Below are 21220 nucleotides of genomic sequence, written 5' to 3'. Positions count from 1 at the left end.
GCGGCGGGCGTCGTACTATTGCGCAGCGTTGTCGGCTTTTTCGACAAATTTGCCGTATCCGGAGCCAATAGCCCCGTTTTGCTGTTGTCCGTATTATGCACGATCCTGCCCCCGAGCCCTACCGCCGTCCTGATTTACTGCGGCTTTCCTACGACGATTACCGGGCGCTGCCCGCCATTGCCAACTCCGACCTTTCCCGCCTGCGCGACGCCCTCAACGGTCGCGTAAATACCCGCCTGCCTTCCACCCACGCGGCCGCCAGCCTGGGCACCGCCTTTCACACGGCCCTGCTCGAGCCCACGCTCTACGAACCCGGCCTGCCCGGCATTAACGACACGCTGATCTGGTGGATGGTGGAGGGCGTACGCCTGCACGAGGATTTACAGGAGCTGCTCACCAACGGCATTGCCGAGCCCAGCTGCGTGTTTACCGAGCCCGTCACGGGCACCATGTGCAAGCTGCGCGCCGACTTGGTAGTGGACGGCGGGCCCGGCAACTACACCATTATTGACTTCAAGACCACGGCCGCCCGCGACTACAGCCATTTCGTGTCGCAGTGCTACGGCTACGACTACGACCGGCAGGCGGCCTTTTACACCGATGCCCTGCAGGCCGACCGGTTTCTGCTCGTGGGCGTGCAGAAGCTCGAGCCTTTTCATGTGTTCACGGTGGAGGTGACCCCGCAGATGCTTACCGAGGGGCGGGCCAAGTACCAGCGCCTGCTGGCCATGCTCAAGCCCGAGGCCAACCTGCCGCCCTACCTGTCGGAGGTGGTCAGGGAAGTGGTGAACGGGTTCGGACAGTCGGCGGAAGAGTAAAGCGATGATTCAGCTGGCTTTCACTGCAATAGGTTGCGTCCGCAGCAAGAAGGCCGCTGGTACGGCTGAGCATACGTCGGGCACGACGCATTCAGCACCGGCTGACAAAAGGAGAGGGGAGCTCGCTGTGGTGCGCGGCGACCTGCCTGCCCCGCCCGGGCGTTGATTGGCCGCAGGGTTTGTAATATCTTCGGGATTCAACCTGGTGCCATCTTCATGAACCGCCTGCCGCTTGCCCTCGTGGTGCTCAGCCTGCTGAGTGCCTGCGCTGCTTCCCGAACCACTGCTCCTGCCGGTAAGGGCAGCTCGGCCAATGCCCCGGGCGACAACAATGTTATAGCCCATAGCAGTGAGAACGTGTATTCCGGCGTGGGTGGGGGCAAGACGATTTTCGAAGGGTCCGGCAACCTGTTTGAGGTCGTCCAGCAGAATGCCGCCTACTTCGACCAGCCGCACGACGTGGTTATTATCAAGGGCAGCAACAACCTTATCCGGGCCTACAACATCAACCTGGTTACGCTGGGCGGCAAGGGCGCCGATACGCTCGTCATCGTAGGCAACAACGTGAAGTACGTGGTGGACGTGAGCAACTCCCTGCGCCTGAAAAAGCAAGGTTACCGGGTAGATACGGTGCAGCTGAAAACCACGCCCGCTGACGTGCAGCGTCTGGCCGGCAGCCTCTCGCCCGACGCGTACTTCAATGCCCGCGACGAGGACGGCAACGTCGAAACCCAGTCCGCCATCGACTACTTCACCCGGGAGCTGGCGTTCGGTAACGCCCAGGCGTATTACGAGCTGGCCGACATCTACCACTTCGGCAAGGGCGTGCCGGAGTCGACGCCCCGGGCGTTGGAGCTCTACGAGTACGCGGCCGTGCAGAATCACATTGAGTCGATCCGGAAGCTGGGCAACATCTACCGCAATGGCACCTTCGACTTCAAGCCCGACCGGGTAAAGGCGCGCTACTACTACACCCTGGGCCGGCAGCTCGGCGACGCGTACTGCGCCGACATGCTCCGGCAGCTGTAGCTGAACCGGGTGGATTGGGTGTGCTTTGTTAAGCGCTTTTTCACCGCAGCGCCCAACATCCCAGCCCGCTATTCATAGGCTACTGCCGTTACTTCCACCACTTCCTCTTTGGGCCCCAGGTGCAGCGTGACCTGTCCACCCAGCCGGGCGCCCTGCACGGCCCGGGCAATGGGAGAAACGAAGGCCACCTTGCCCGCACCCACGTCGGCCTCGTCGACGCCGACGATGGTAAACCGGCGCACCAGGCCCGGCTTTCCCCCGCTAAGGCTCGTAAGCGTCACGGTGGCGCCAAAGCGCACTTCCCTGGTTGGCTGACTGCGCGGGTCCACTACCCGGGCACTGGTAAGGCGGGCGGTGAGGGCGCTGATGCGGCCGTTGACCAGTAGCAGCCGCCGGGTGCGGTCGGCCTCGTTTTCACGGTTTGCCTCTGCCTGGGCCCGCTCGGCTTCCAGCGCCGTGAGCTCGGCCCGCAGCTGCTCCAGGCCGCCGGGCGTCACGTAGTTCGGCGTGTTGGGCGGCAGAGCCGGCCGGGGCGGGATGATTGGCGGCTGCTGGGAATCGTCTTCTTTGGTAAACGCTCGGCTCATAGCCAAAAAACGTAGGGTCGGGCGCGGGGTTACGGCCCCGCCCCCGGCCCAAGCCAGACAACGGACAGCCGGGACCCGATTGATTGAGCTTTAGCGAGAAAAGTCCTACCGAAACTGAGAAATTTTTCTTTATTTCGGTTTCTGTTTTTCACTAACCTGCCGCATGCTGCCCACTTTTCGCTCATATTCGGTGATGGCCCTGACGGGTCTGCTGCTGACTTTCTCCACCTCTTCCTGCATTTTCAACTTTGACCGGGAATACAGCGACACTCCGGTCACGATCGGGAGCGTCGAGGGGAATATTTCGCCGGTTTCCGCCGTGGCCGGAATCGGAATCAATGCCGTGAGTACGCCCTTCATGGAAACCGTTTATCCTAATCAGGCCGGTCTGTACAGCCGCACGGGCCTGGAGCAGGGCGAGTACATCTTTATCTACACCGTAACCAACAGCTACCGGGAGCCGGTGGCGCAGCGCGTTACCATCAAAGCCAAGGAAACCGTAACGGTGCCCGCCATTACCGTGACGCCCCGGCCCAGCAGTACCTTTGGTGGTACGGGCACCTACGTCGTGGGCGGGTCCACCTATGCTGCCTCGTCGTTACGGGGGACGTATCAGGCGGGCAAGCTGTCGGTGTACATGCTGGGGCCCTCCGGCACCAGCAGCGCCATCGACCTGCGTTTGCCCATCACCACGGGGCCTGCCAACTTTACCCTGGACAACACCTCCTACTACTTGCTGAACAGCACCGTCTACTACGTCACGACCGGAACGGTCAACCTGTCGACGCTCAATCAAAGCACCCGCCTGTGCTCGGGCACCTTCAGCTTCACGGGCCGCGCCAGCAGTGGCGCCACCATCACGGTGAGCAACGGCACGTTCAACAACGTGCCGTACTAACGCCGGCCCGTCCGGACTTGATTGTTGGCGGTACTGCCGCCAGGAGCAAACCGGGAGCTGCGACTACTGCAAAAGAAACCATCACCTGAATAGTACCGCTAGTACGGGCTTTCATCTATCTCATCCCGCGTATGTTTCAAAGATTACCGCTTCTGTGGCTGTTGAACTTCCTGTGTCTGCTGGGGGTAGCAGCCACTTCTTCGTGCTTTTTGCTTTCCCGTGAGCCCGAACCCGAACCCTATGGCAGCATTAGTGGCTCAGTGAGCCCGGCTCAGGCAGTGTACTCCGTTTCAGCCAAAGGAATGGATGGGCAGTTGGTTGACTTTACGCTGCCCAATGCCAACGGACTGTACAAGCTAGATGGTTTGGCGGCAGGAAATTATATCATCGTGTACAACGAAAATCAGGGCTTCAACGCTCCTTTCCCACTGCGGGCAACCATCAAGGGTGGTAGCGACACGTCTTTGCCCCTGGCCGTGGCTACCGTTAGAAACGGCAGTACCGGTGGCGGTAGCGGCTCGTTTTCGGTCGATAATACTGCCTACGCAGTTAGTCAGACGTCGGGTTCCTTTTTTAGCGGGTCGCTGATTGTACGACTCACCGGGCCTACTTCTCCCGTGAGCCGCCGGGTTGAGGTTACGTTTTTTCCGGCAATGGAAACCGGCAGCTATACCGATGGCTCGGTGCCCGGCCGCAAGTGCACGCTTGTATACACGCAGGGCTCCGTCGACTACAACAGCGTGAACGGCACGGCGCAGCTGACCAGCTTGGATACGGCTGCCCGGCGGGCTTCCGGCACCTACTCCTTTAGCGTGGCTACGCCGGGCGGCGCGCCCGCTACAGTTACCGGCACATTCACCAACGTGCCGTTCTGACCAGCAGCAGCAAACAGAAAGCCCTGCCTGAAAAGCAGGGCTTTTTTATGCGGTAGTACCGGGCTGCTGACGTTAGAACTCCACAATGAAGCCGATGGTGGGCAGTACAGTTGAGGAACTGTTGTCGAGCAGGGTAGGTACGGCATTCGCGCCGTTCGGCTGCAGGGGCTGCCCGTCAGTGGTGACGAAGGCGGTGTTGTCCGGGGTGCGCTGGAAGGTATAGCTGTCGGGAGCCGGGTTGCTGGTGACAAAGGCGTTCTGCACGTCCACGTACAAATCCAGCGTCAGCCGGCGCAGGTTGATTCTCTTGTCGAGGCGGAAGTCGAACTGCTGGAAGCTGCCCAGGCGCTCGGTGTTCAGCCGGCTGTAGTCGAGTACGCCCAGGCCGTTGGTGAGGTAGTTCTGCCGGGAGGCCGTCAGGTCGTAGGGCGTGTAGGGCGCGCCGCCGGCAAACCGATACTTGAGCCCCATTTCCCAGCCGCGCCCAAACTTGCGGCCCAGCAGTACCGAGGCCAGGTGGCGGGTGTCCCAGGCCGAGGGCTTGTACCGGCCGTCGATGCCCGTAAACTCGCTCCAGAACAGCGTGTAGGAGGTTACGGCAAACAGGTTGCGGGTCAGCTTCTGCTGAAAGAAGAACTCCCCGCCGTAGGCCTGCCCCCGGCCGGTGCTGGTGACGGCCTCATTGCCCAGGGCCGCAAAGTCCCCGCCCAGGTTGGCCAGACTGATGCCGTTGCGCACCGACACGGGGTAGCGCCCGTACTTTTTGTAGAAGCCCTCCACGGTGAAGCGGGTGCTGGCGGCGGGTAGAAACTCGAGCCCGGCCACGTAGTGCGTGCTTTGAATGTAGTCGGCGCTTTGGTTGACGAGCCGGCCGCCGTTGTCGCGAAAGCCCAGCAGGGTGGAGGGTGGAATCTTGTAGTAGCGGCCCACCGAGGCGTTCAGGTTCCACTTCTCGGCCAAGGCATAGGAGGCCGACAGCCGGGGCGACAGGGTTTGCAGGAGGTTGGCGCCGCCGTCGGTAAACGAGTTGCCGTCGGTGCGCAGCCCGGCCGAGAGGGTCAGCCGGTCGCCGGGCAGCAGGCTGCGCGTAACCTGGGCGAAAAGGCCGAACCGGGCAAAGCTTAGGTCGGACTGAAAGCGCACGTCCACGGCCGGCTGCTGTTCCGAGCCGTCGGGGTTCAGCACGGCCCGGCGCAGGCGGTTGAAGTAGCGGGAGTTGAACTCAATCCACTGCCCCGAGGCGCCGTAGGCGTAGCGCCACTTGCCCGCGGTTTGGTTGACGTCGACGCGGAGCTTGTTTTCGGCCTCCCCGGAGCGGGTAAGCAGCACCCGCCGGCTTTCATCCCCGCTGAAGCTGGTGCCGCCTTCAAACAGATCCACCTGGTTGTCGAGCTGGGTGCGGCTCAGGGCCACGTTCAGGTAGCCCTGGCTGATGAGCTGGCGCAGCGCCACGCCCACGGTGTAGTTCCATTGGTCGATGGCGGGCGTGTTGCGCAGCAGGTACTCTTTTTCCGGCGACGACTCCTTCGGCACGGCCACCTCAAAATGGTCCAGGGCCCCCAGCCCCAGGGCCGTGAGCGTGGTTTTGGGTCCAAGCTTCGTGGTGACTTTAAACTGGGCGTCCCAGTAGTTGGGGCGGATGGGCAGGTCGATGGCCTTGAACAGCAGCTGCAGGTAGGAGCGGCGCACCGAGGCCAGGTAGGTGGTGTTTTTCGTGAGCGGACCCTCGAGCGTGCCGGCTACTTCGGTGCCGCTCAGCCGGACGTTGCCCTGGGTGCGGTCAGGGTTGCCGTCGCGCTGCCGGAACTGGAGCACCGAGCTGAGGGCATTGTCGTAGCGGGCCTCGAAGGCCGAGGAGCTGAGCGTGACGTCCTCGATAAACGACACGTTGAGCATGCCCGCCGGCCCGCCCGCCGAACCCTGGGTCTGGAAGTGGTTGATGACCGGCACCTCGATGCCGTCGAGGTAGTACACGTTCTCGTTGGGCGCCCCGCCCCGGATGATGATGTCGTTGCGGAAGCCCGCGGTGCCCCCCGTGCCGCCGCCACCCACGCCGGGCAGGCTCTGCACCACTTTCGAAATGTCGAAGTTGCCGCCGGGGTTGCTTTTGATTTCCTCCACGTTGAGCCGCTGCACGCTCAGGGGCGTTTCGGCCGTAGCTACTCGAATAGCGCGACTGGCCGTGACCTGCACCTCGCCCAGCTGCCGGGCCGCCGCGGTCAGCTCGAAGCGCACGATGTTGGCATTGCCGGAGGTGATGGTGACGTTGGAACGCAGCAGAACCTCGTAGCCGATAAAGCTGACCCGCACGTTGTAGCTACCCGTCGGAATGCCGGTCAGCCGGAAACGACCTTCCTCATCGGTGGCTGTACCCAGGGTGGTGCCTTCGAGGGCCACCGTCACGCCCGGCAGCAGTTGCTGGGTGGCCCGGTCGCGGACGGTGCCGCTCAGGATGCCGGTGCTCTGGCCCCGGCCCGGTACGCTGGCCGAGAAAATGAAGAAAATCAACAGGTAGAAAGTGCGCATGGAGGTCATGATTTAGTTGGGTATCATACAAACCTGTGCAAATATAATATGTTATCGAAGTAAACAAATATTATTTCATACTATCCTTGGTATGGTTTCGCTAATTTGCTGCCATGAAGTATGCGTTGCTGAAACAGGTTCTGGAAGAAGTGGAGGCTTTTGAACAGACGCGCCCCAGCGCTGGGGCCGCTATGCTGGCCGACTTTGCCGCCTGGCTTCACACCCGCACAACGGAAGTATCCATCGGGATGGCGCAGTCGGTTGCTACGCCCCGGATGTCAGCGGAAGCGGAAATCGGCAAGCTTATCGTCTTCATGAACCGCTACGCGCGGTCTTACATCCGCCTCGGGCTGGCCGGCACCCCGCTGCTCACCCCTGACGACTTTGCGTACCTGGCCACGGTGCTGGGGCATCAGCCGTTGTCCAAAACCGAGGTTATTGCCCGCAACGTTCACGAAAAAGCGTCCGGCACGGAGGTTATCAAGCGGCTGCTCGCCCACGGCCTGGTAGCCGAGCAGGCCCACGCCACTGACCGGCGCAGCAAGCTGCTGACCGTTACGGAAGCGGGAATGGGCGTGCTGGGGCAGGTGTTTGGGCGTATGGACCAGGCCGCCCAGCTTATTGCCGGCGACCTAACCCCGGACGAGCGGGCCCAGCTGCTGTACCTGCTGCAAAAGCTCGATGCCTTTCATCACCCCATCTACGCCGGCGCCCGGCCCGGCTCCTTTGAGCAGCTGCTGCGGCATCTGCCGTCCGGGTCCGGGAACAAACCAGCATAGGCCGGGCCTTACGCAAGCAACCCGCTCACCCGCCGGGCGTCTTTGCTCACCTTTTCTCACCAGACCTTTTCCATGCTTTCATTTCTTCGACCGGTCGCCCTGGCTGGTTTAGTAGCCGCTGCCGGCCCGGCTTTGGCCAAAGCTCCGTCCGAGCTGACGTATACCATCACCATGAACCCGGCCGCCAACTCCAACGAGTTTCAGGTGCGGCTGGAGCTGCCCAAGCTCAGCAAGCAGCAGGGCATCTACCAGTTTGCCGCCACGGCCCCCGGTACCTACCAGGTAATGGATATGGGCCGGTTCGTGCGCAAGTTCGAGGCCTTTGATGAAAAGGGGAAGCCCCTCGAGGCCAAGCAGATTTCCACGAACCAGTGGCAGCTCAGCAAGCCGGAGAAAACCCGGGAAATCCGCTACACCATTGCCGAAACCTGGGATACGCCGGTGACCGAGCATTCGATCTACCGGATGTGCGGCTCGTCGCTCGAAGCCGACCATGCATTGCTCAACGGGCAGACGGTGCTGGGCTACCCCCAGGGCATGCAGGCCAAATCCCTGAGGCTGAAGCTGGAGTACCCGTCCGGCTGGAAAGTGGGCACCGTGCTGGTCCCCGACGCGCAGGGCTATTATAAGCTGAAAAGCTACGACCACGCCGTGGACTCGCCCATTCTGCTGGGGAAACTGACGGAGGCCACCACCAAGCTCGGCGACGCCGACGTAGCGCTGTACTGCTACTCGGAAAAGGACATGGTGCAGGCCCAGCCCCTGCTCGACCAGATGCAGAAGATGCTTACGGCCGCCCAGACGTTTTTCGGCGGGCAGCTGCCGGTGAAGCGCTATGCCTTCCTTTACCACTTCAGTGAGCGGACTGCCGGCGCCTGGGAGCATTCCTACAGCTCGGAGTACGTGCTGCGCGAAACGCCGCTCACGCCGGAGTCGGCCAAGGGCATCGTGGATATTGCCTCGCACGAGTTCTTCCACATCATGACGCCGCTCAACATCCATTCGGAAATCATTGAGCACTTCAACTTCGTGCAGCCTACCGGCTCGGAGCACCTGTGGCTGTACGAGGGCGTCACGGAATGGGCCGCCCACACCATGCAGCTGCGCGGCGGCCTCGTACCCCTCGACGATTACCTGAATATCCTGCACAACAAAGTCACCTACGACCGGACCCGCACCGACACCACCTACACGCTGAGCCGGCTGGGGCTGAACTCGTTCAGCGACGAAGGCCAGCAGCAGTACGGCAACATCTACCAGCGCGGGGCCCTCACCGCTACCCTGCTCGACCTGCGCCTGCTGGAGCTGAGCGGCGGCAAGCGCGGCCTGCGTGACGTGCTCGTGGAGCTGGCCAAAAAGTACGGCCCCGACCGGCCCATCAGCGAAAAGACTTTCTTCCAGGACTTCACCAAGCTGACCTACCCGGAAATCGGGGACTTCTTTCAGCGCTACGTGCAGAAGGCCGAGCCCCTGCCGTACCGGGAGTATTTCGCCAAAGTGGGGGTCCGCTACGACCCGATTCTGCGCACCGGCCGCAAAGTGGCTTCCCTGGGCAAATCGGGCTACGTGGTCAAGGACGACGGCGTATTCATCGACCAGCCCAGCGCCGAGCTGCAGGCGGCCGGTATTCAGCGCGGCGACCAGCTGACGGGGGTGGCCGGTACCTTTGTGGACCGCCGCAACTATATGCCCGTGCTTGGGGCCGTGACGAAGCGGGAGCCGGGCTCCACGGTGGAGCTTACCATTCGGCGGGCCGGAGCGGAGCAAAAGGTGCCCGTGCGCCTGGCCGCCACCGACGAAGTGCAGCGCTACGTATTCGCCATCGACCCGGCCGCTACCCCGGCCCAGCTGGCCCTGCGCCAGGCGTGGACGAAGAACCTGTAGGGCGTTGATCCTACGCTTTTTAAAGCCCCGGCTGCCGAGCAGCCGGGGCTTTTTTGCATTCAGCTGAGTTCATCGGGCAGGTAGGTGCAGGTAGGTAGGTGAGTGGTTACTAAAGCCGGGAGAAGCGGCACACTAAACAACGCAAGCACCACGGCACAAAGAGGCCGAACAAGGCCGGTCAGCCCGCAATTCAGCCCAGTGAACGGGTGGCGGGCCCAACTGCCGCGCCCGTTACCGGCTGGCACTGAATGGAAGCCGCCAGGATGGGGCGAGGCCGGGTAGGTCGAGGCCGGGGTTGTGCTTTGCCCGGTTTTGCGCAGGACAGTGCAGGATAGGAGAGGGGCAGCGGGGCAGTAGTATTGGGTACTGATTCCAGGCAACAGGCTAAGGAAGTTGATGTTGGGGACCGGCGGCCGGAGCCGCCGGGTGCGGCAAAGCCCAGGTCCGGTTGAATGTTCATTAGCACTTCACTGATATTCTTTTCCATCTAACCCCCTGCTTATCGATGCGAAATCCTACTGCTTTCTTAGCGCGCCGCGTGGCGGCCGGCCTGGGGCTGGCTGCGGCGCTGCTGACCACCACGCTGGCTCAGGCCCAGACCGTGGCTTTCCCGGGCGCCGGCGGCTTTGGCCGCTTTGCCACCGGCGCCCGGGGCGTGGCCACGCGCGACGTTTACGTCGTAACCAACCTTAACGACAGCGGGCCCGGCTCATTTCGGGACGCGGTCAGCCAGCCCGGCCGGGTGGTCACCTTTGCGGTGGGGGGCATCATCAATCTGCAAAGCAACGTGCAGGTGGCACCCAACGTCACCATTGCCGGGCAGACCGCGCCGGGCGACGGAATCGTGCTATTCAACAAGCGCGTCACGTTCACCGGGGCCAGCAACAGCATCTGCCGGTTTCTGCGCATCCGCCTCGGGGCCACCGGCAACCAGGGCAACGACGCCTCCGGCCTGTCGCAGGGCGCCAACATCATCTTCGACCACATGTCGTTTTCCTGGGGCATGGACGAGGTGTTCTCGATCAGCTGGGACGGCAAAGGCACCGCGCCGGATAACATTACCGTTCAGAACTCCATCATCGGGCAGGGCCTGCACCGCGCCAACCACTCCGCCGGCGGCCTGATTCAGACGCCCGACGGGGGCAAGGTGAGCTTGCTGGGCAACCTTTACATCAGCAACAAAACCCGCAACCCCAAGGTCAAGGGCGTCAACGAGTTCGTGAACAACGTGGTCTACGACTGGGGCAACGGCAACCGCCTCGGGGAGCAGCTGAACTACGGCTGGTCGGGCGACGCCTACATCATGGGCGGCTCGTCGGGCGTGTCGGAAGTCAACATCATCAACAACTACTTCGTGGGCGGCCCGCTCACCCCGCCAAGCAAAACCACGCCGTTCTCACGCGGCACCGGCACCTTCAACCTCTACGGCGCCGGCAACTACTTCGACAACAACCGCAACGGCGTGCTCGACGGCACGCTGGTACCGTACGACACCGTGGGCTACCCCGGCATCGTGGGGGCCGGCTTCCGCAGTCAGCCGTTTGCCTACCCGGCCGCCAGCCCGGTGCTGACCGCCCAGCAGGCCTACCAGCACGTTATCGACAGCGTCGGCGCCGCCTACCCGCGCCGCGACCAGGTCGACGGGCTCATGATTGACGAGGTCCGCTCCCGCGGCACCCAGGGCTACTACGTGTACAACGAGACCGATCTGCCCTTCAGCAACGGCGGCCTCGGCAACGTGTTCGGGGCCCCGGCCCCGGCCGACGCCGACCAGGACGGCATGCCCGACGCCTGGGAAGACGCCCACGGCCTCAACAAGAACAGCCGCGCCGATGCCGTGGCCTTCAGCGCCGCCTACCCGGCCTACCTCAACATCGAGGTGTACATCAATTCCCTGATCAAAACGCCGGCTCCAGCCTTCGTGAAGCCGCCCACGGACCTGCAGCTGGCGGCAACGTCGGTCGAGCTGCCCGCCCCGGCCAGTCAGGTGGTGCTGAGCTGGACCGACAACGCCACGGGTGAGACGCACTTTGTGCTGGAGCGGTCCGCCGATGGTGTGACGTACAGCGCCATTGCCCAGCCCGGCGCCGATGCGGTAAGCTACACCGACAACGCCGGCTTGCAGCCCAACCAGACCTACTACTACCGGCTGCGTGCCGTTACGGCGACCGAAGAGTCGGGCTTTGCGCTGGGCTCGGTGAAGACGCCGGCCCTGCCCTCAGCGCCCGGCGTAGCGGCTTCGCCCACGCCCACCAACGGCCAGCAGTATGCCGATCTGGTGGCGGGCGGCCTCACGCTGAAGTGGACCGGCAGCACCAATACCGTCAGCTACAGCGTGTACCTGGGCACGAGCCCCACCACGCTGAGCAAAGTGGCCGACGTGCCGTATTCCGCCACGCCAACGTATCAGGCGGCCGGCCTGACCGAAAACGTGACCTACTACTGGCGCATCGACGCCGTGAATGCCAAGGGTACTGCTGACGGACCGGTGTGGTCGTTCCGCACGACGGGCGCGGTAGTGCCGCAGCTGGTCGGCCACTGGGGCTTCGACGAAACCGCCGCCGACGGCCTGCAGATCCTGGACCAGTCGAGCTATGCCAACCACGGCGTGCTGGGCCTCGACGACGATGACCAGAGCATCCGGGTAGCGGGCAAAGTAAACGGGGCACTCAGCTTTGCCTCGGCCCGCACCGACATGTACGTGGTCAGCATTCCGCACCAGGACCAGCTGTACCTGGACCGCAGCTCGTTTTCCCTGGCGTTCTGGATGAAGGCCGACCCCACGCTGCTGCCCTCGGGCACCACGGCCAGCGCCTACCTGCTCTGTAAAGGCTCGTTCACCAGGAACGCCGCTACCGGCGCTACCGGCCGCCGCTTTGACATTGAGTTCAAAAGCCGGCAGCTGCGCTTCGCCATCGACGACGACGTGAACAAGGACGAGCTGCAAACGGATGGCACACCCTTCTTCACCGGTAACTGGGTGCACGTGGTCGCCATGCGCGACGTGCCCAACAAAAAGCTCCTGCTTTACCTGAACGGCACGCTCATCAAGGAAATTACGACCAAGGCCAACGGCATCGGCGAAGTAAGCGACCTGGTCGTAGGCAACATCGGCGAGCTGGAGTTCCTGTCGTCGGCCAATGCCCCGGCGCCCTACAAAGGCGCTTTGGACGAGCTGAAGGTGTTCAACTACCTGCTCACGCCCCAGCAGATCGTGGAGCTGCGCCACTCCGGCCCCCTGCCCATGCAGGCCTACGATCCCAGCATTGCCAGCAACACCGTGCTCGAAGGCTACGGCGACGTGAGCCTGGGTTGGAAAGGCGGCTTCCAAAGCACGGGCTACAAGCTCTACGCCGGCTCCAGCGCCACCAGCCTCGCCTACGTGGCCGACGTAACGCTGGCTGATGCCGCCTACCGCCTGCCCTCTCTGACGCCCAACGCTACCTACTTCTGGCGGGTAGATGCCGTGAGCAGCCTCGGCACCACCACCGGCGAAACCTGGAGCTTCCGCACCGGCAACCCCCGCGGACTGGTAGCTCACTTCAAGCTTGACGAACCCTCCGGCATCCGGGCCACCGACCACAGCGCCTACCAGCACCACGCCACGCTCAGCGGCCTCACCGGCAGCCAGTGGCAGCCCGGCGCGGGCAAGTTTGGCGGCAGCCTGCTGTTCGGCACGCCGGTGCCCACCGGCTCCCTGACCGTGCCCGACGCCAGCCAGCTGCGCTTCGACCAGAACTCGTTTTCGATGTCGATGTGGGTGAAGATGCCCACCAACACCTACACGTTCTCCACCGGCAAAGACGCTTACCTGATTCACAAGGGCACCTTCGAGCCCGGCACCGGCAAGTGGTACGGCATGCAGCTCCGCGACGGGGTGCTGACCTTCTCCATCGACGACGGCACCACCAAAACCGACGCCGCCGTGCGGGTAAATACCGCGCCCTACAACCTCTTCAACGGGCAGTGGCAGCATATTGTGGCCGTGCGCGACGTCAATGCCAAGCTCATGAAGCTGTACCTGAATGGGACGCTGGTTGTCTCCCGGGCCTACACCACCGGCACCATCGGCAAGGGCGACCCGCTCACCATCGGCAACTCGGCCGAGAACAAACCCTTCCGCGACCTGCTGGACGACGTGCGTTTGTTTAATTACGCGTTGTCGGGCCCGGAAATTACCGACCTGGCCAAGCAGGAGCAGACCATCCGCTTTGCCGCCCTGCCCACCAGCACGCTCGGCGATGCTGACTTCGCCCTGACGGCTACGGCCAGCTCGGGCCTGGCGGTCAGCTACGCCAGCGCCGACACGACGGTGGCCCGGGTCCTCAACGGCCAGGTACAGCTCCGCGGCGCCGGTACCACGGTCATCACGGCTTCTCAGCCCGGCGACGCAAACTACCTGGCGGCTGCGCCGGTGGCGCAGCGCCTCACGGTACTCAAGCGCAGCCAGACCATCACGTTTGCTGCCCTGCCCGCCCAGCTGCTGGGCGACGCGGACCTGGCCCTGAGCGCAACGGCCAGCTCCGGTCTGCCAGTCGTTTTCATTTCCTCGGATCCAACTGTCGCGCTAGTAGTTGATGGTACGGTGCAGCTGCTCCGGGCCGGCACGGTAACCATCAGCGCCACGCAGGCCGGCGACGCCACCTACCTGGCAGCCCCGGCCGTGATGCAGGAATTGGTCATCAACCCGGTGCAGGTTGTGGTGCGCCACCAGGATGGCGACAACGGCCGCCTTACCAACAACGTTATCCGGCCCAACCTGCTGCTGGTCAATGAAGGCCCAGTGGCCGTGCCCTATGCCGAGCTGACCGCCCGCTACTGGCTGACGGCCGAGAATGACGCTGGCCTGAACGGCTTCGTGGACAATGCCCAGCAGCTGGGCCGCAGCCGGGTGCAGCTGCGCTACGTGCGCCTGCCCCAGCCCCGCAACGGCGCCTACGGGTACGTAGAGTATTCCTTCGACCCGGCCACTGGCAGCCTGCCCGTCGGCGGCACTTCCGGGGAAATCAAAACCCGCTTGGCCAACCATGACTGGGCCGACCTCAACGAAGCGGACGACCATTCCTACCGCAGCTCGTCGGCTTACCTGGCTAACAATCACCTCACGCTGTACCGCAACGGCCGGCTGGTGTGGGGCGAGGAGCCTGCGGTGGTCCCAGCGGTGCTGGCGCTGAAAGTGCTGGCCTCGAACCGCAACCACAACACCGGCTCCAACACCATCAGCAACCACCTGAGCGTGCAGAACGAGGGCAACCAGCCCCTGCGCTATGAGGACCTGACGGTGCGCTACTGGTTTAGCGCCGAAGGCAGCGCGGGCCTCAACTACTGGGTCGACTACGCCCGCCTGGGCCGGGCTAACGTGACGGGGCAGTTCACCCGCCTCGAGCCCGCCCGCGCCGGAGCCGACGCCTATCTGGAGCTGAACTTTGCACCCGGCCTGGGTACGCTTTACCCGCTGAGCGGGACCGGCGGCATACAGTACCGCATTGCCAAAGCAGATTGGTCGGGCTTCCTGGAGTCCAACGACTTCTCGTACCAACCCGCTGGTCCGCTGGCCGAAAATGACCACATCACGGTGTATTACCAGGGCCAGCTGATCTACGGCACCGAGCCCGCCGCAGCCAGCGCGCGGCAGATGGCCGGCAGTACGTCGGCCCGCCCGATGCGGGTGGCCGTGCTGGGCAACCCGGTGGTGGGCGAGCAGGCGGAGGTGGAAGTGCGCGGCGTGGCCGGGCAGTCCCTCACGCTCGAGGTCCTCGACCTGCAGGGCAACCCGGTGAGCACCCAGCAGGTGACGCAAGCCGCACCGGTGCAACACGCCACCATCCCGCTGCGGGGTGTGCGGGCCGGCGTGTACCTGCTCAAGGTGACCTCCGCCGAGCAGACCACGGTGGTGCGGCTGCTGAAGCCCTAAGCTTCCTCGTCGGCGTAAAGCAAACCGGACCTTCACTTATGGTGGAGGTCCGGTTTCTTTTTGGAGCCTGAGAAACCGTCTTGCGAAGAAGCTGGCCATACGGTCAGCGCAGCAACGACATGGTGGTGTCGAGGCGCTGGCCCAGCAGCTGCTGGTAGTCCAGGCGGAGCTTGTCCTGCTGCCGTTGCTGCTCCATCTTTTGGAAGAACCGCACCTTGTAGCGGGTGCGGGCCGTGGGGCGCAGCACGTTTACGTAGGTGAGGCCCGGGGCAAAGGGGCGCCGCCGTTCCTCGTTCTGAATCCGCTCTACCCGCTTCTCGTTGTTGCCGAACAAGGCCTGTAGCGGGTTTACGCCCACAAACAGGTTGGCCTGCCCGTCGAGGTAGTAGTTGCCGCAGATTTCGAGGTTGGTCAGGTTGCTGTTGAGGCGCAGGCCGGGAATCATGAGCTGCCGGCCGCTGAGCACAAACCGGGAGCTGACCGGCTCAAAGAACAGGTGGCTGGTGCGGGTGCCCTTCATAAAGCGCAATGCCTGCTCCAGAGCTTCCACGTTCAGCAGCTCCAGATCCCGGATGTCGGTTTTGAGGTAGCCCAAGGTCTGGTCGGCCATTGGCAGAAAGGTGGAGTCGAGTACGAGGTGCAGGTCGGCCGCGCAGCGCATCGAGCCCCGGATGTTTTCTCCACTGAACCCATTGAGACCCATGGCCGTGGCCGCGTCGAACAGGTCGGGCAGCTGGATATCCTGCAGCTGGGTCTGGATGTGGAGCGGATGGCGGTAGTGCCCCACGTTGATAAGCATCAGCCCCCGCAGCTTGACCTGGCCCTGAAACGCCTTCAGGGAGCATTCGTCGAGGTGGGCTTCGCCGTCCCGCAGGTGGGACAACAGCCGGAAGTTCTGACCCTTGATGGCGGCGTACTGCACCTGGTCGGCCTGCACGCGCAGCAGAGCCCGCAGCACGCCGTTGGTCAGCACCGAGCCATTCTCCCGTTCCCGCCGCTCCCGGCGCACGGCCCGCTTCAGCATCCGGTCCGGGGGCATCTCCTCTTCCTCGTCGGGGCTCAGGCCCGCCAGCAGCTGGAGCAGCTGCTGGACGTCAAGCGTCGCGTAGCGCAGGTCGAGGCTGGCGTCGGCGGCTTCCACGTTGCGGCCTACTACCCGGGCCGAGGCAGTGGCGGTGCCCCGGCCTCCGCGGGTGGTCGTGAAGGTAAGCAGGGGCAGGTGCATGGCCGGGCCGTTCTTGAGCAGGCGCAGGCGCAGGTTGCGCAGGTTTTCTCCTCCCGGCAGCTCCACGGTGTGGATGTCGCAGGTTACCTGCCCATCGGCGGCCAGCACTAATTCCCGCAGGGCCGGGCTGCCGGGCTGCTTGGCCGGGCGCTTCGGGGGCCGGGTCAGCAGCGTCAGAAAGCGGCGATAGTTGATGGTGTTAAAGCGGACGCCGAGGTTGAAGTCGATGGGCGCCACGCGGTTGGCCGGATCGGTGGGCCAGGCTGCCTGCCCGCTGATCTGCCCGCCCCACACCTGGCCGGCCAGGTTGCGGAGCTGCACCCGCTTGCCGTCGTGCAGCACAGTGGCGGCCAGGTTGTTGAGCGTGTCGGCCGGCAGCACCAGGCGCTGGCAGCGCAAGCCTATGTTCAGGTGTACGCCCGGTGGAATCAGGCTGCTGCCCATGCTGGCGGCCAGCGCCGCACCCCGCACCCGGGGGTGGCGCCGGACCCGGGTGCGCAGCGGGGAAGGCCGGGGCTGCAGCAGCTCCCGCAGCCGGGCCACGTGCAGCTCATCCACGGCGAAGTTGCCGGTGATGCGGGTGCTGGGGTACTGGTCCGTGACGTACGTGAGCAGGTTTTCGGTTGTGGCCGTGGCCCGGAACCGCATCCGGTCAATTACGCCCGAAGCATTCGAGAGCCGCCAGATGCTGTCTTCGAGTCCCACCTGCACGTTCAGCTCCGACACGCTGGCGTTCCGGCTGGTCAGCACGAAGGAAGCGTTGCGCAGCGTCAGGTTTCCCCGCACCGAAATGCCTTTGCGGCCCCGGTTTTCCTCTTTGCGGCGCCGCCAGTGCGCAGGAATCAGGTTGGTCTTCAGCGTGGTGGGCACCAGGCCGTGCAGGTGCAGGTCCATTTCAGCAATGCCGTGCCGGGCCTTCCATCGCCCTGGCAGCACCACGGCCGCCAGCTCCGGCAGCTCGGTGCGGCCCCGAACCCGTCCGCTCACGAACGGACGGGTGAAGTCGCGCAGCATCAGGTCGATGTCGAGCCGACCCGCGGAAGAGTAGATCCGGCACTGGCGCAGGGTCAGGGAAGTCGTCAGGGCGTTGTGGGCGGGACCGTTGTCGTAGATGCCCTGCACGTCCCAGTGGTGAATGCGGCGGGAAGAGTCGGGCCACTGCAGGCTGGCCCCGCGCAGGCCAAAGCGCAGCACCCCGTGGGGACTCACGGTCGGCCCGCTCAGGCCGGAGATGGTGTAGCGGATCCGGGCCTTGCTTGGGCTGGTGGCTCCTTCCACGAAGGGCCGCATGCTTTCCGGCAGGGCCGTGCGGAGCACGTCGGTGAGGGGCTGGTTGCCGGCAAAGCGCAGGTTGAGCAGCGTACCGCGCTGGTCGGGTACCGAGGTGTGGGTGCCCCGGATGCGGATCGTGTCGCCGTTGAGGGTGGCCCGGCAGCGGGAGAACGTGCCCTTCCGTTCCTGAAACGAGTAGCGGTAGTTGACGACGGCGCGAATAGGCTCCCGCTCGAGAATGGCGCCCCCGCTGTTGCGCAGGTAGTCGAGCTGCCCGTCGAGGGTGCCCCGCGCCCGCAGCTGCCCTCCCCGGATGGTTGCCGCCAGCCGGGCCAGGCGGCAGCTTGCCCCAAACGCCCGCTGGGTGTAGTCGTTGCGGGTCTGCATCCGGAAGTTGTACACCAAAAGGGAGTCGAGGTCCAGGTTCAGAATCGGGTCCCGGGCCGGGCGTGGGCGGGGGCGTTTGCCGTTCAGGCCCCAGCTGTGGCCCTGGGCATCAACCTGCTCGCGGAAGTCCACGTCGTGCACGACCAGGCGGGTGATGCGCACCTGCCCGCGCAGCAGCCCGCCCAGCTCCAGGCGCATATCGGCCCGGCCGATGCGCAGCACCGGTACGCGCTGCCCGTAGGCAGTATCGGTCAGGCTGAGGTGGTGAATAGAAGCGGTGAGGTGGGGAAAGTCGCGCCAGGGCGAGAGGCGCACGTCAAACGGCGCCAGCACCAGCTCGGTGTTGCGGGTAAGGCGGGTGCGCACCAGCTGCTCGAGGTAGCGCTGCCCCAGGGTACTGCCGATCAGCCAGGCCAGCAGCCCGATAACGAATCCAATCAGCAACGCTCCAATCAGTAGTGTGCGCCGAAGAGAACGTAGTTTCATAGAGCTGGCTGCTGCTTCCGGAAGCAAACTGCCGGGCTAGTGCCGGCGCCGGAATAAGTCAGCATACGCGAAATTTAGTGTTTTTACCGCAGTTCAGCGGTTCATCCCGGTACGGCATCAGGAAAAGCCAGCGGGCCGGGGTGCCGCGCTACTGCGGCCCGATGGCGTACTGCACGCCGCCGAGCAGGTGCTGGCGGAACGGCGGCTCCCGGAAGCTTTCCGGGGTGTGGCCCCCGCCGGTGTAAAAAGCCCGGCCGCCTTGGTAGGAGTGAAACCAGGCAATGGGGTGGCTGGCGCCGTGGGTGCCACCAGAGTAAGTACTCTCATCCAGGTTGGCCAGCACGGTCAGGTCGGGCTGCAGATTGCGGAAGTTGTACCACTCGTCGGTTCGCACCCAGGCATCGGGCAGAAAGGAAGAGGCGGGGTGGGCTTTGTTGATGACGCGTACCGTAGCCTGCTGCACGGCCGGGTGGCCGTTGAAATAGGCACCCACCAGCCCGTTGTACCAGGGCCAGTCGTACTCGGTGTCGGTGGCGGCGTGAATGCCGACGAAGCCGTTGCCGGCTCGGATAAACTGCTCAAAGGCGGTTTGCTGGGCGGGGTTCAGCACGTCGCCCGTCGTGCTCAGGAAGACCACAGCCTTGTAGCCGCTGAGCTTTTCGGACGTAAAGCTCTCAGCCCGCACGGTCGTATCGACCCGGAAGCCGTGGTCCCTGCCCAGTTGTTGCAGGGCCAGGATGCCCTCGGCAATGGATTGATGACGAAAGCCCGCGGTTTTGTAGAAAACCAGCACGGCCGGCCCAGTCCCGGGCGGCTCCGGTTCCGGCGGCCCCGAGCCGCAGCCCGGAAGCAGGGCAAGAATCAGCAAAAACAGAAAGCCAGGTTTGTTCGGGGTAATAAGTTTCTGGTTGGCAGGCATCGGCAGTAACTCAGCTTGGGAAAGGCAACCGGGTTGGTATCACTACGGGGCGGGCGCAGCGGGGTTAACAAGGCACGCAAAGGCCCCGGATCAGCTCTCGCCGCTTTGGTAGCTGCCCACCGGTAAACGCAAAAGGGCACCCCGGCGGGGTGCCCTCTGTCCGGATTGAGCGGACCAGCCTATTTGGCCTTAAGATAAGCCTGAAACAGGGCCGGGGTGATAGACGAGTAGCTGTGGTGCCCGATGATACGGTTGTAGGTCAGCTTTTTGGCCTGCAGATAGCGCTGAAACTCCTTGCTGACGGCAATGGCGGGGGTGATGGTGCCGTCCTCGGGAATGGTCAGCAGGTCGCCCTCGTAAATCAGCCCTTCGGCCGGCAGGTACAGGAAAGACATGCCCTCGGCGTGGCTGTTGGGCACGGCGTGGAACTCGATGCGGCGGCCGCCATCGGTCATGGTCTTGACGCCCTGAAAGAACTCGAACACCGGTTCTTTGTGGTTTTTGGCGTAGTCGTCGGCGAAGTTGCCCAGCTCGCCCTTGAGGATGGCCCGCACGGGAGCTTCCAGCGCCGGCGTGCTGATGATGGTCGCCCCTTCGGCTACCCACTGCCGGATGCCGGTGATGTGGTCGTTGTGGTGGTGGGAGAGGTGCACGTAGCCGATGCGCTTGCCCGGCAGCGTCTTGTGAATCACGTCCAGGATGGACTTGGTCACGGCCGGGTTCAGGGGCGCCTCCGTCACCAGCACCGACTCGCGCAGGTTCACGAAAATGACGTTCCGGTCCCCACCCACGCCTTCGATCAGGTACACGTCCTTGGCAATTTCCTTGGCCGCCAGGGCCGTGGGCGCTGCCGCCTTGGGAAGCTGGTAGACCGCCGGAATATCGAACACCGCAGCCGGAATCAGGTCGTTGACGTGGAAGTCCGCCACCCGCTCGTCGGCGGTAAGGCGGCCGTTGGCGAGCTGCCGGCTGTGGTGCGGTACCTGCAGGTTCAGCACTTTCCGGTAGTCGTCGAAGTGCCGCTCACTGGTTTCCTGGCCGGCCTGCCGGACCATTCGCAGCAGCAGCCCGCTGGCTTTGTCGAAGGTATAGTCCTGGGTGCCGGGGGCCGTGCGGTAAATGCGCCGGACGGTAGGCTGCCCGGCTACCTCCAGGTACTGCAGCGAGTCTTTCGACTCCAGCAGGCTTTTAAGCAAAAAGTAGGGCTGGTTCTGCAGCGAAAGGCCCTGGTTGGCGAGGTAGCTTTTCGGCCCTTGCTTGAGCAGCGCTTTGCCGTTGCGGGAAAAGTTGCGGTCGTACAGAAACCGGGTCGAGTCCTTGCCCACGGTCACGAAGTCGAACACGTAGCCGCCGGGGTAGTGGAACTCGGTATGGTTGCGGTACTGCCCGGTCGTGAAGTCCCGGTGAAACTCGCCTTTCAGCTCGTTGGACTTCGGTTTGGAAAAGGTGTAAGCCTGCCAGGGGTTAAAGTTCTGGCTGACGCTGCGGTATGTGAAGCGCTGCACCTGGTCCCAGGGCCCGGACGCCTGCATGGCCCGGCGCACGACGTCGGTGGGGGTCTGGGCCCGGGCCGCCGGCAGCCCGGCGGTCAGGAAAAGAAACGGCAGCAGCGCTTTCATGG

Annotated in this window: 12 protein-coding genes; 7 read left to right on the top strand and 5 right to left on the bottom strand. The window is 64.0% G+C overall.

The genetic code is table 11. The features are described from left to right. The first annotated feature begins 95 nt into the window (after positions 1 to 95). Together LJY25_RS09090 and LJY25_RS09085 are read left to right on the top strand one after the other, a co-directional pair. On the top strand, positions 96 to 818 hold the full coding sequence (locus LJY25_RS09090; protein ID WP_227608008.1) for a PD-(D/E)XK nuclease-like domain-containing protein: 723 nt from the start codon (positions 96 to 98) through the stop codon (positions 816 to 818). A 216-nt stretch (positions 819 to 1034) separates the two neighbouring features. Continuing rightward, positions 1035 to 1847, top strand: a complete 813-nt coding sequence (locus LJY25_RS09085) for a tetratricopeptide repeat protein (RefSeq protein WP_227608007.1) — start codon at positions 1035 to 1037, stop codon at positions 1845 to 1847. Between the two features lie 68 nt (positions 1848 to 1915). Here the strand turns inward: LJY25_RS09085 and LJY25_RS09080 are convergent, their stop codons facing one another. Then, entirely contained in the window at positions 1916 to 2434 is a 519-nt protein-coding gene (locus tag LJY25_RS09080) for a GreA/GreB family elongation factor (protein WP_227608006.1), read from the bottom strand. Between the two features lie 163 nt (positions 2435 to 2597). On the opposite strand from LJY25_RS09080, the gene LJY25_RS09075 reads away from it, so the two are divergent. Together LJY25_RS09075 and LJY25_RS09070 are read left to right on the top strand one after the other, a co-directional pair. Continuing rightward, positions 2598 to 3332 carry a DUF6252 family protein gene (locus LJY25_RS09075; protein WP_227608005.1) on the top strand — a complete coding sequence of 245 codons (735 nt, stop codon included), beginning with the start codon at positions 2598 to 2600 and terminating at the stop codon, positions 3330 to 3332. Between the two features lie 131 nt (positions 3333 to 3463). Then, positions 3464 to 4207, top strand: coding sequence for a hypothetical protein (locus tag LJY25_RS09070; RefSeq protein ID WP_227608004.1), 744 nt, complete (start codon positions 3464 to 3466; stop codon positions 4205 to 4207). Between the two features lie 72 nt (positions 4208 to 4279). Here LJY25_RS09070 and LJY25_RS09065 read toward each other — a convergent pair whose 3' ends face one another. Continuing rightward, the gene (locus LJY25_RS09065; protein WP_227608003.1) at positions 4280 to 6733 is read right to left on the bottom strand and encodes a TonB-dependent receptor; all 2454 of its coding nucleotides are present in this window, start codon (positions 6731 to 6733) and stop codon (positions 4280 to 4282) included. Positions 6734 to 6846: 113 nt separating this feature from the next. Between LJY25_RS09065 and LJY25_RS09060 the strand changes: the two genes are divergently transcribed. The 3 genes from LJY25_RS09060 to LJY25_RS09050 all read left to right on the top strand — a co-directional run bounded on the left by LJY25_RS09060 (position 6847) and on the right by LJY25_RS09050 (position 15310). Beyond that, positions 6847 to 7512 (top strand): MarR family winged helix-turn-helix transcriptional regulator, encoded by a 666-nt coding sequence (locus LJY25_RS09060; RefSeq protein ID WP_227608002.1) that lies wholly within the window; start codon positions 6847 to 6849, stop codon positions 7510 to 7512. A gap of 72 nt (positions 7513 to 7584) precedes the next feature. Next, positions 7585 to 9396, top strand: coding sequence for a M61 family metallopeptidase (locus LJY25_RS09055; RefSeq protein WP_227608001.1), 1812 nt, complete (start codon positions 7585 to 7587; stop codon positions 9394 to 9396). A gap of 505 nt (positions 9397 to 9901) precedes the next feature. Next, positions 9902 to 15310 (top strand): LamG-like jellyroll fold domain-containing protein, encoded by a 5409-nt coding sequence (locus LJY25_RS09050; RefSeq protein WP_227608000.1) that lies wholly within the window; start codon positions 9902 to 9904, stop codon positions 15308 to 15310. A gap of 103 nt (positions 15311 to 15413) precedes the next feature. On the opposite strand, the gene LJY25_RS09045 is transcribed toward LJY25_RS09050, so the two are convergent. From LJY25_RS09045 to LJY25_RS09035, 3 genes are all read right to left on the bottom strand, one after another. Next, complete coding sequence (locus tag LJY25_RS09045) at positions 15414 to 18680, bottom strand: AsmA family protein (RefSeq protein ID WP_227607999.1); 3267 nt, start codon at positions 18678 to 18680, stop codon at positions 15414 to 15416. Positions 18681 to 18828: 148 nt separating this feature from the next. Next, positions 18829 to 19548 carry a ThuA domain-containing protein gene (locus tag LJY25_RS09040; protein WP_227607998.1) on the bottom strand — a complete coding sequence of 240 codons (720 nt, stop codon included), beginning with the start codon at positions 19546 to 19548 and terminating at the stop codon, positions 18829 to 18831. A 230-nt stretch (positions 19549 to 19778) separates the two neighbouring features. Then, the gene (locus tag LJY25_RS09035; protein ID WP_227607997.1) at positions 19779 to 21218 is read right to left on the bottom strand and encodes an MBL fold metallo-hydrolase; all 1440 of its coding nucleotides are present in this window, start codon (positions 21216 to 21218) and stop codon (positions 19779 to 19781) included. Between the last annotated feature and the right edge of the window lie 2 nt (positions 21219 to 21220).

Source organism: Hymenobacter translucens, assembly GCF_020685205.1.
In the GTDB taxonomy this organism is placed as follows: domain Bacteria; phylum Bacteroidota; class Bacteroidia; order Cytophagales; family Hymenobacteraceae; genus Hymenobacter; species Hymenobacter translucens.
Note: the sequence above shows the minus strand (reverse complement) of the source record. Positions and strands in the feature narration are given on the sequence as shown.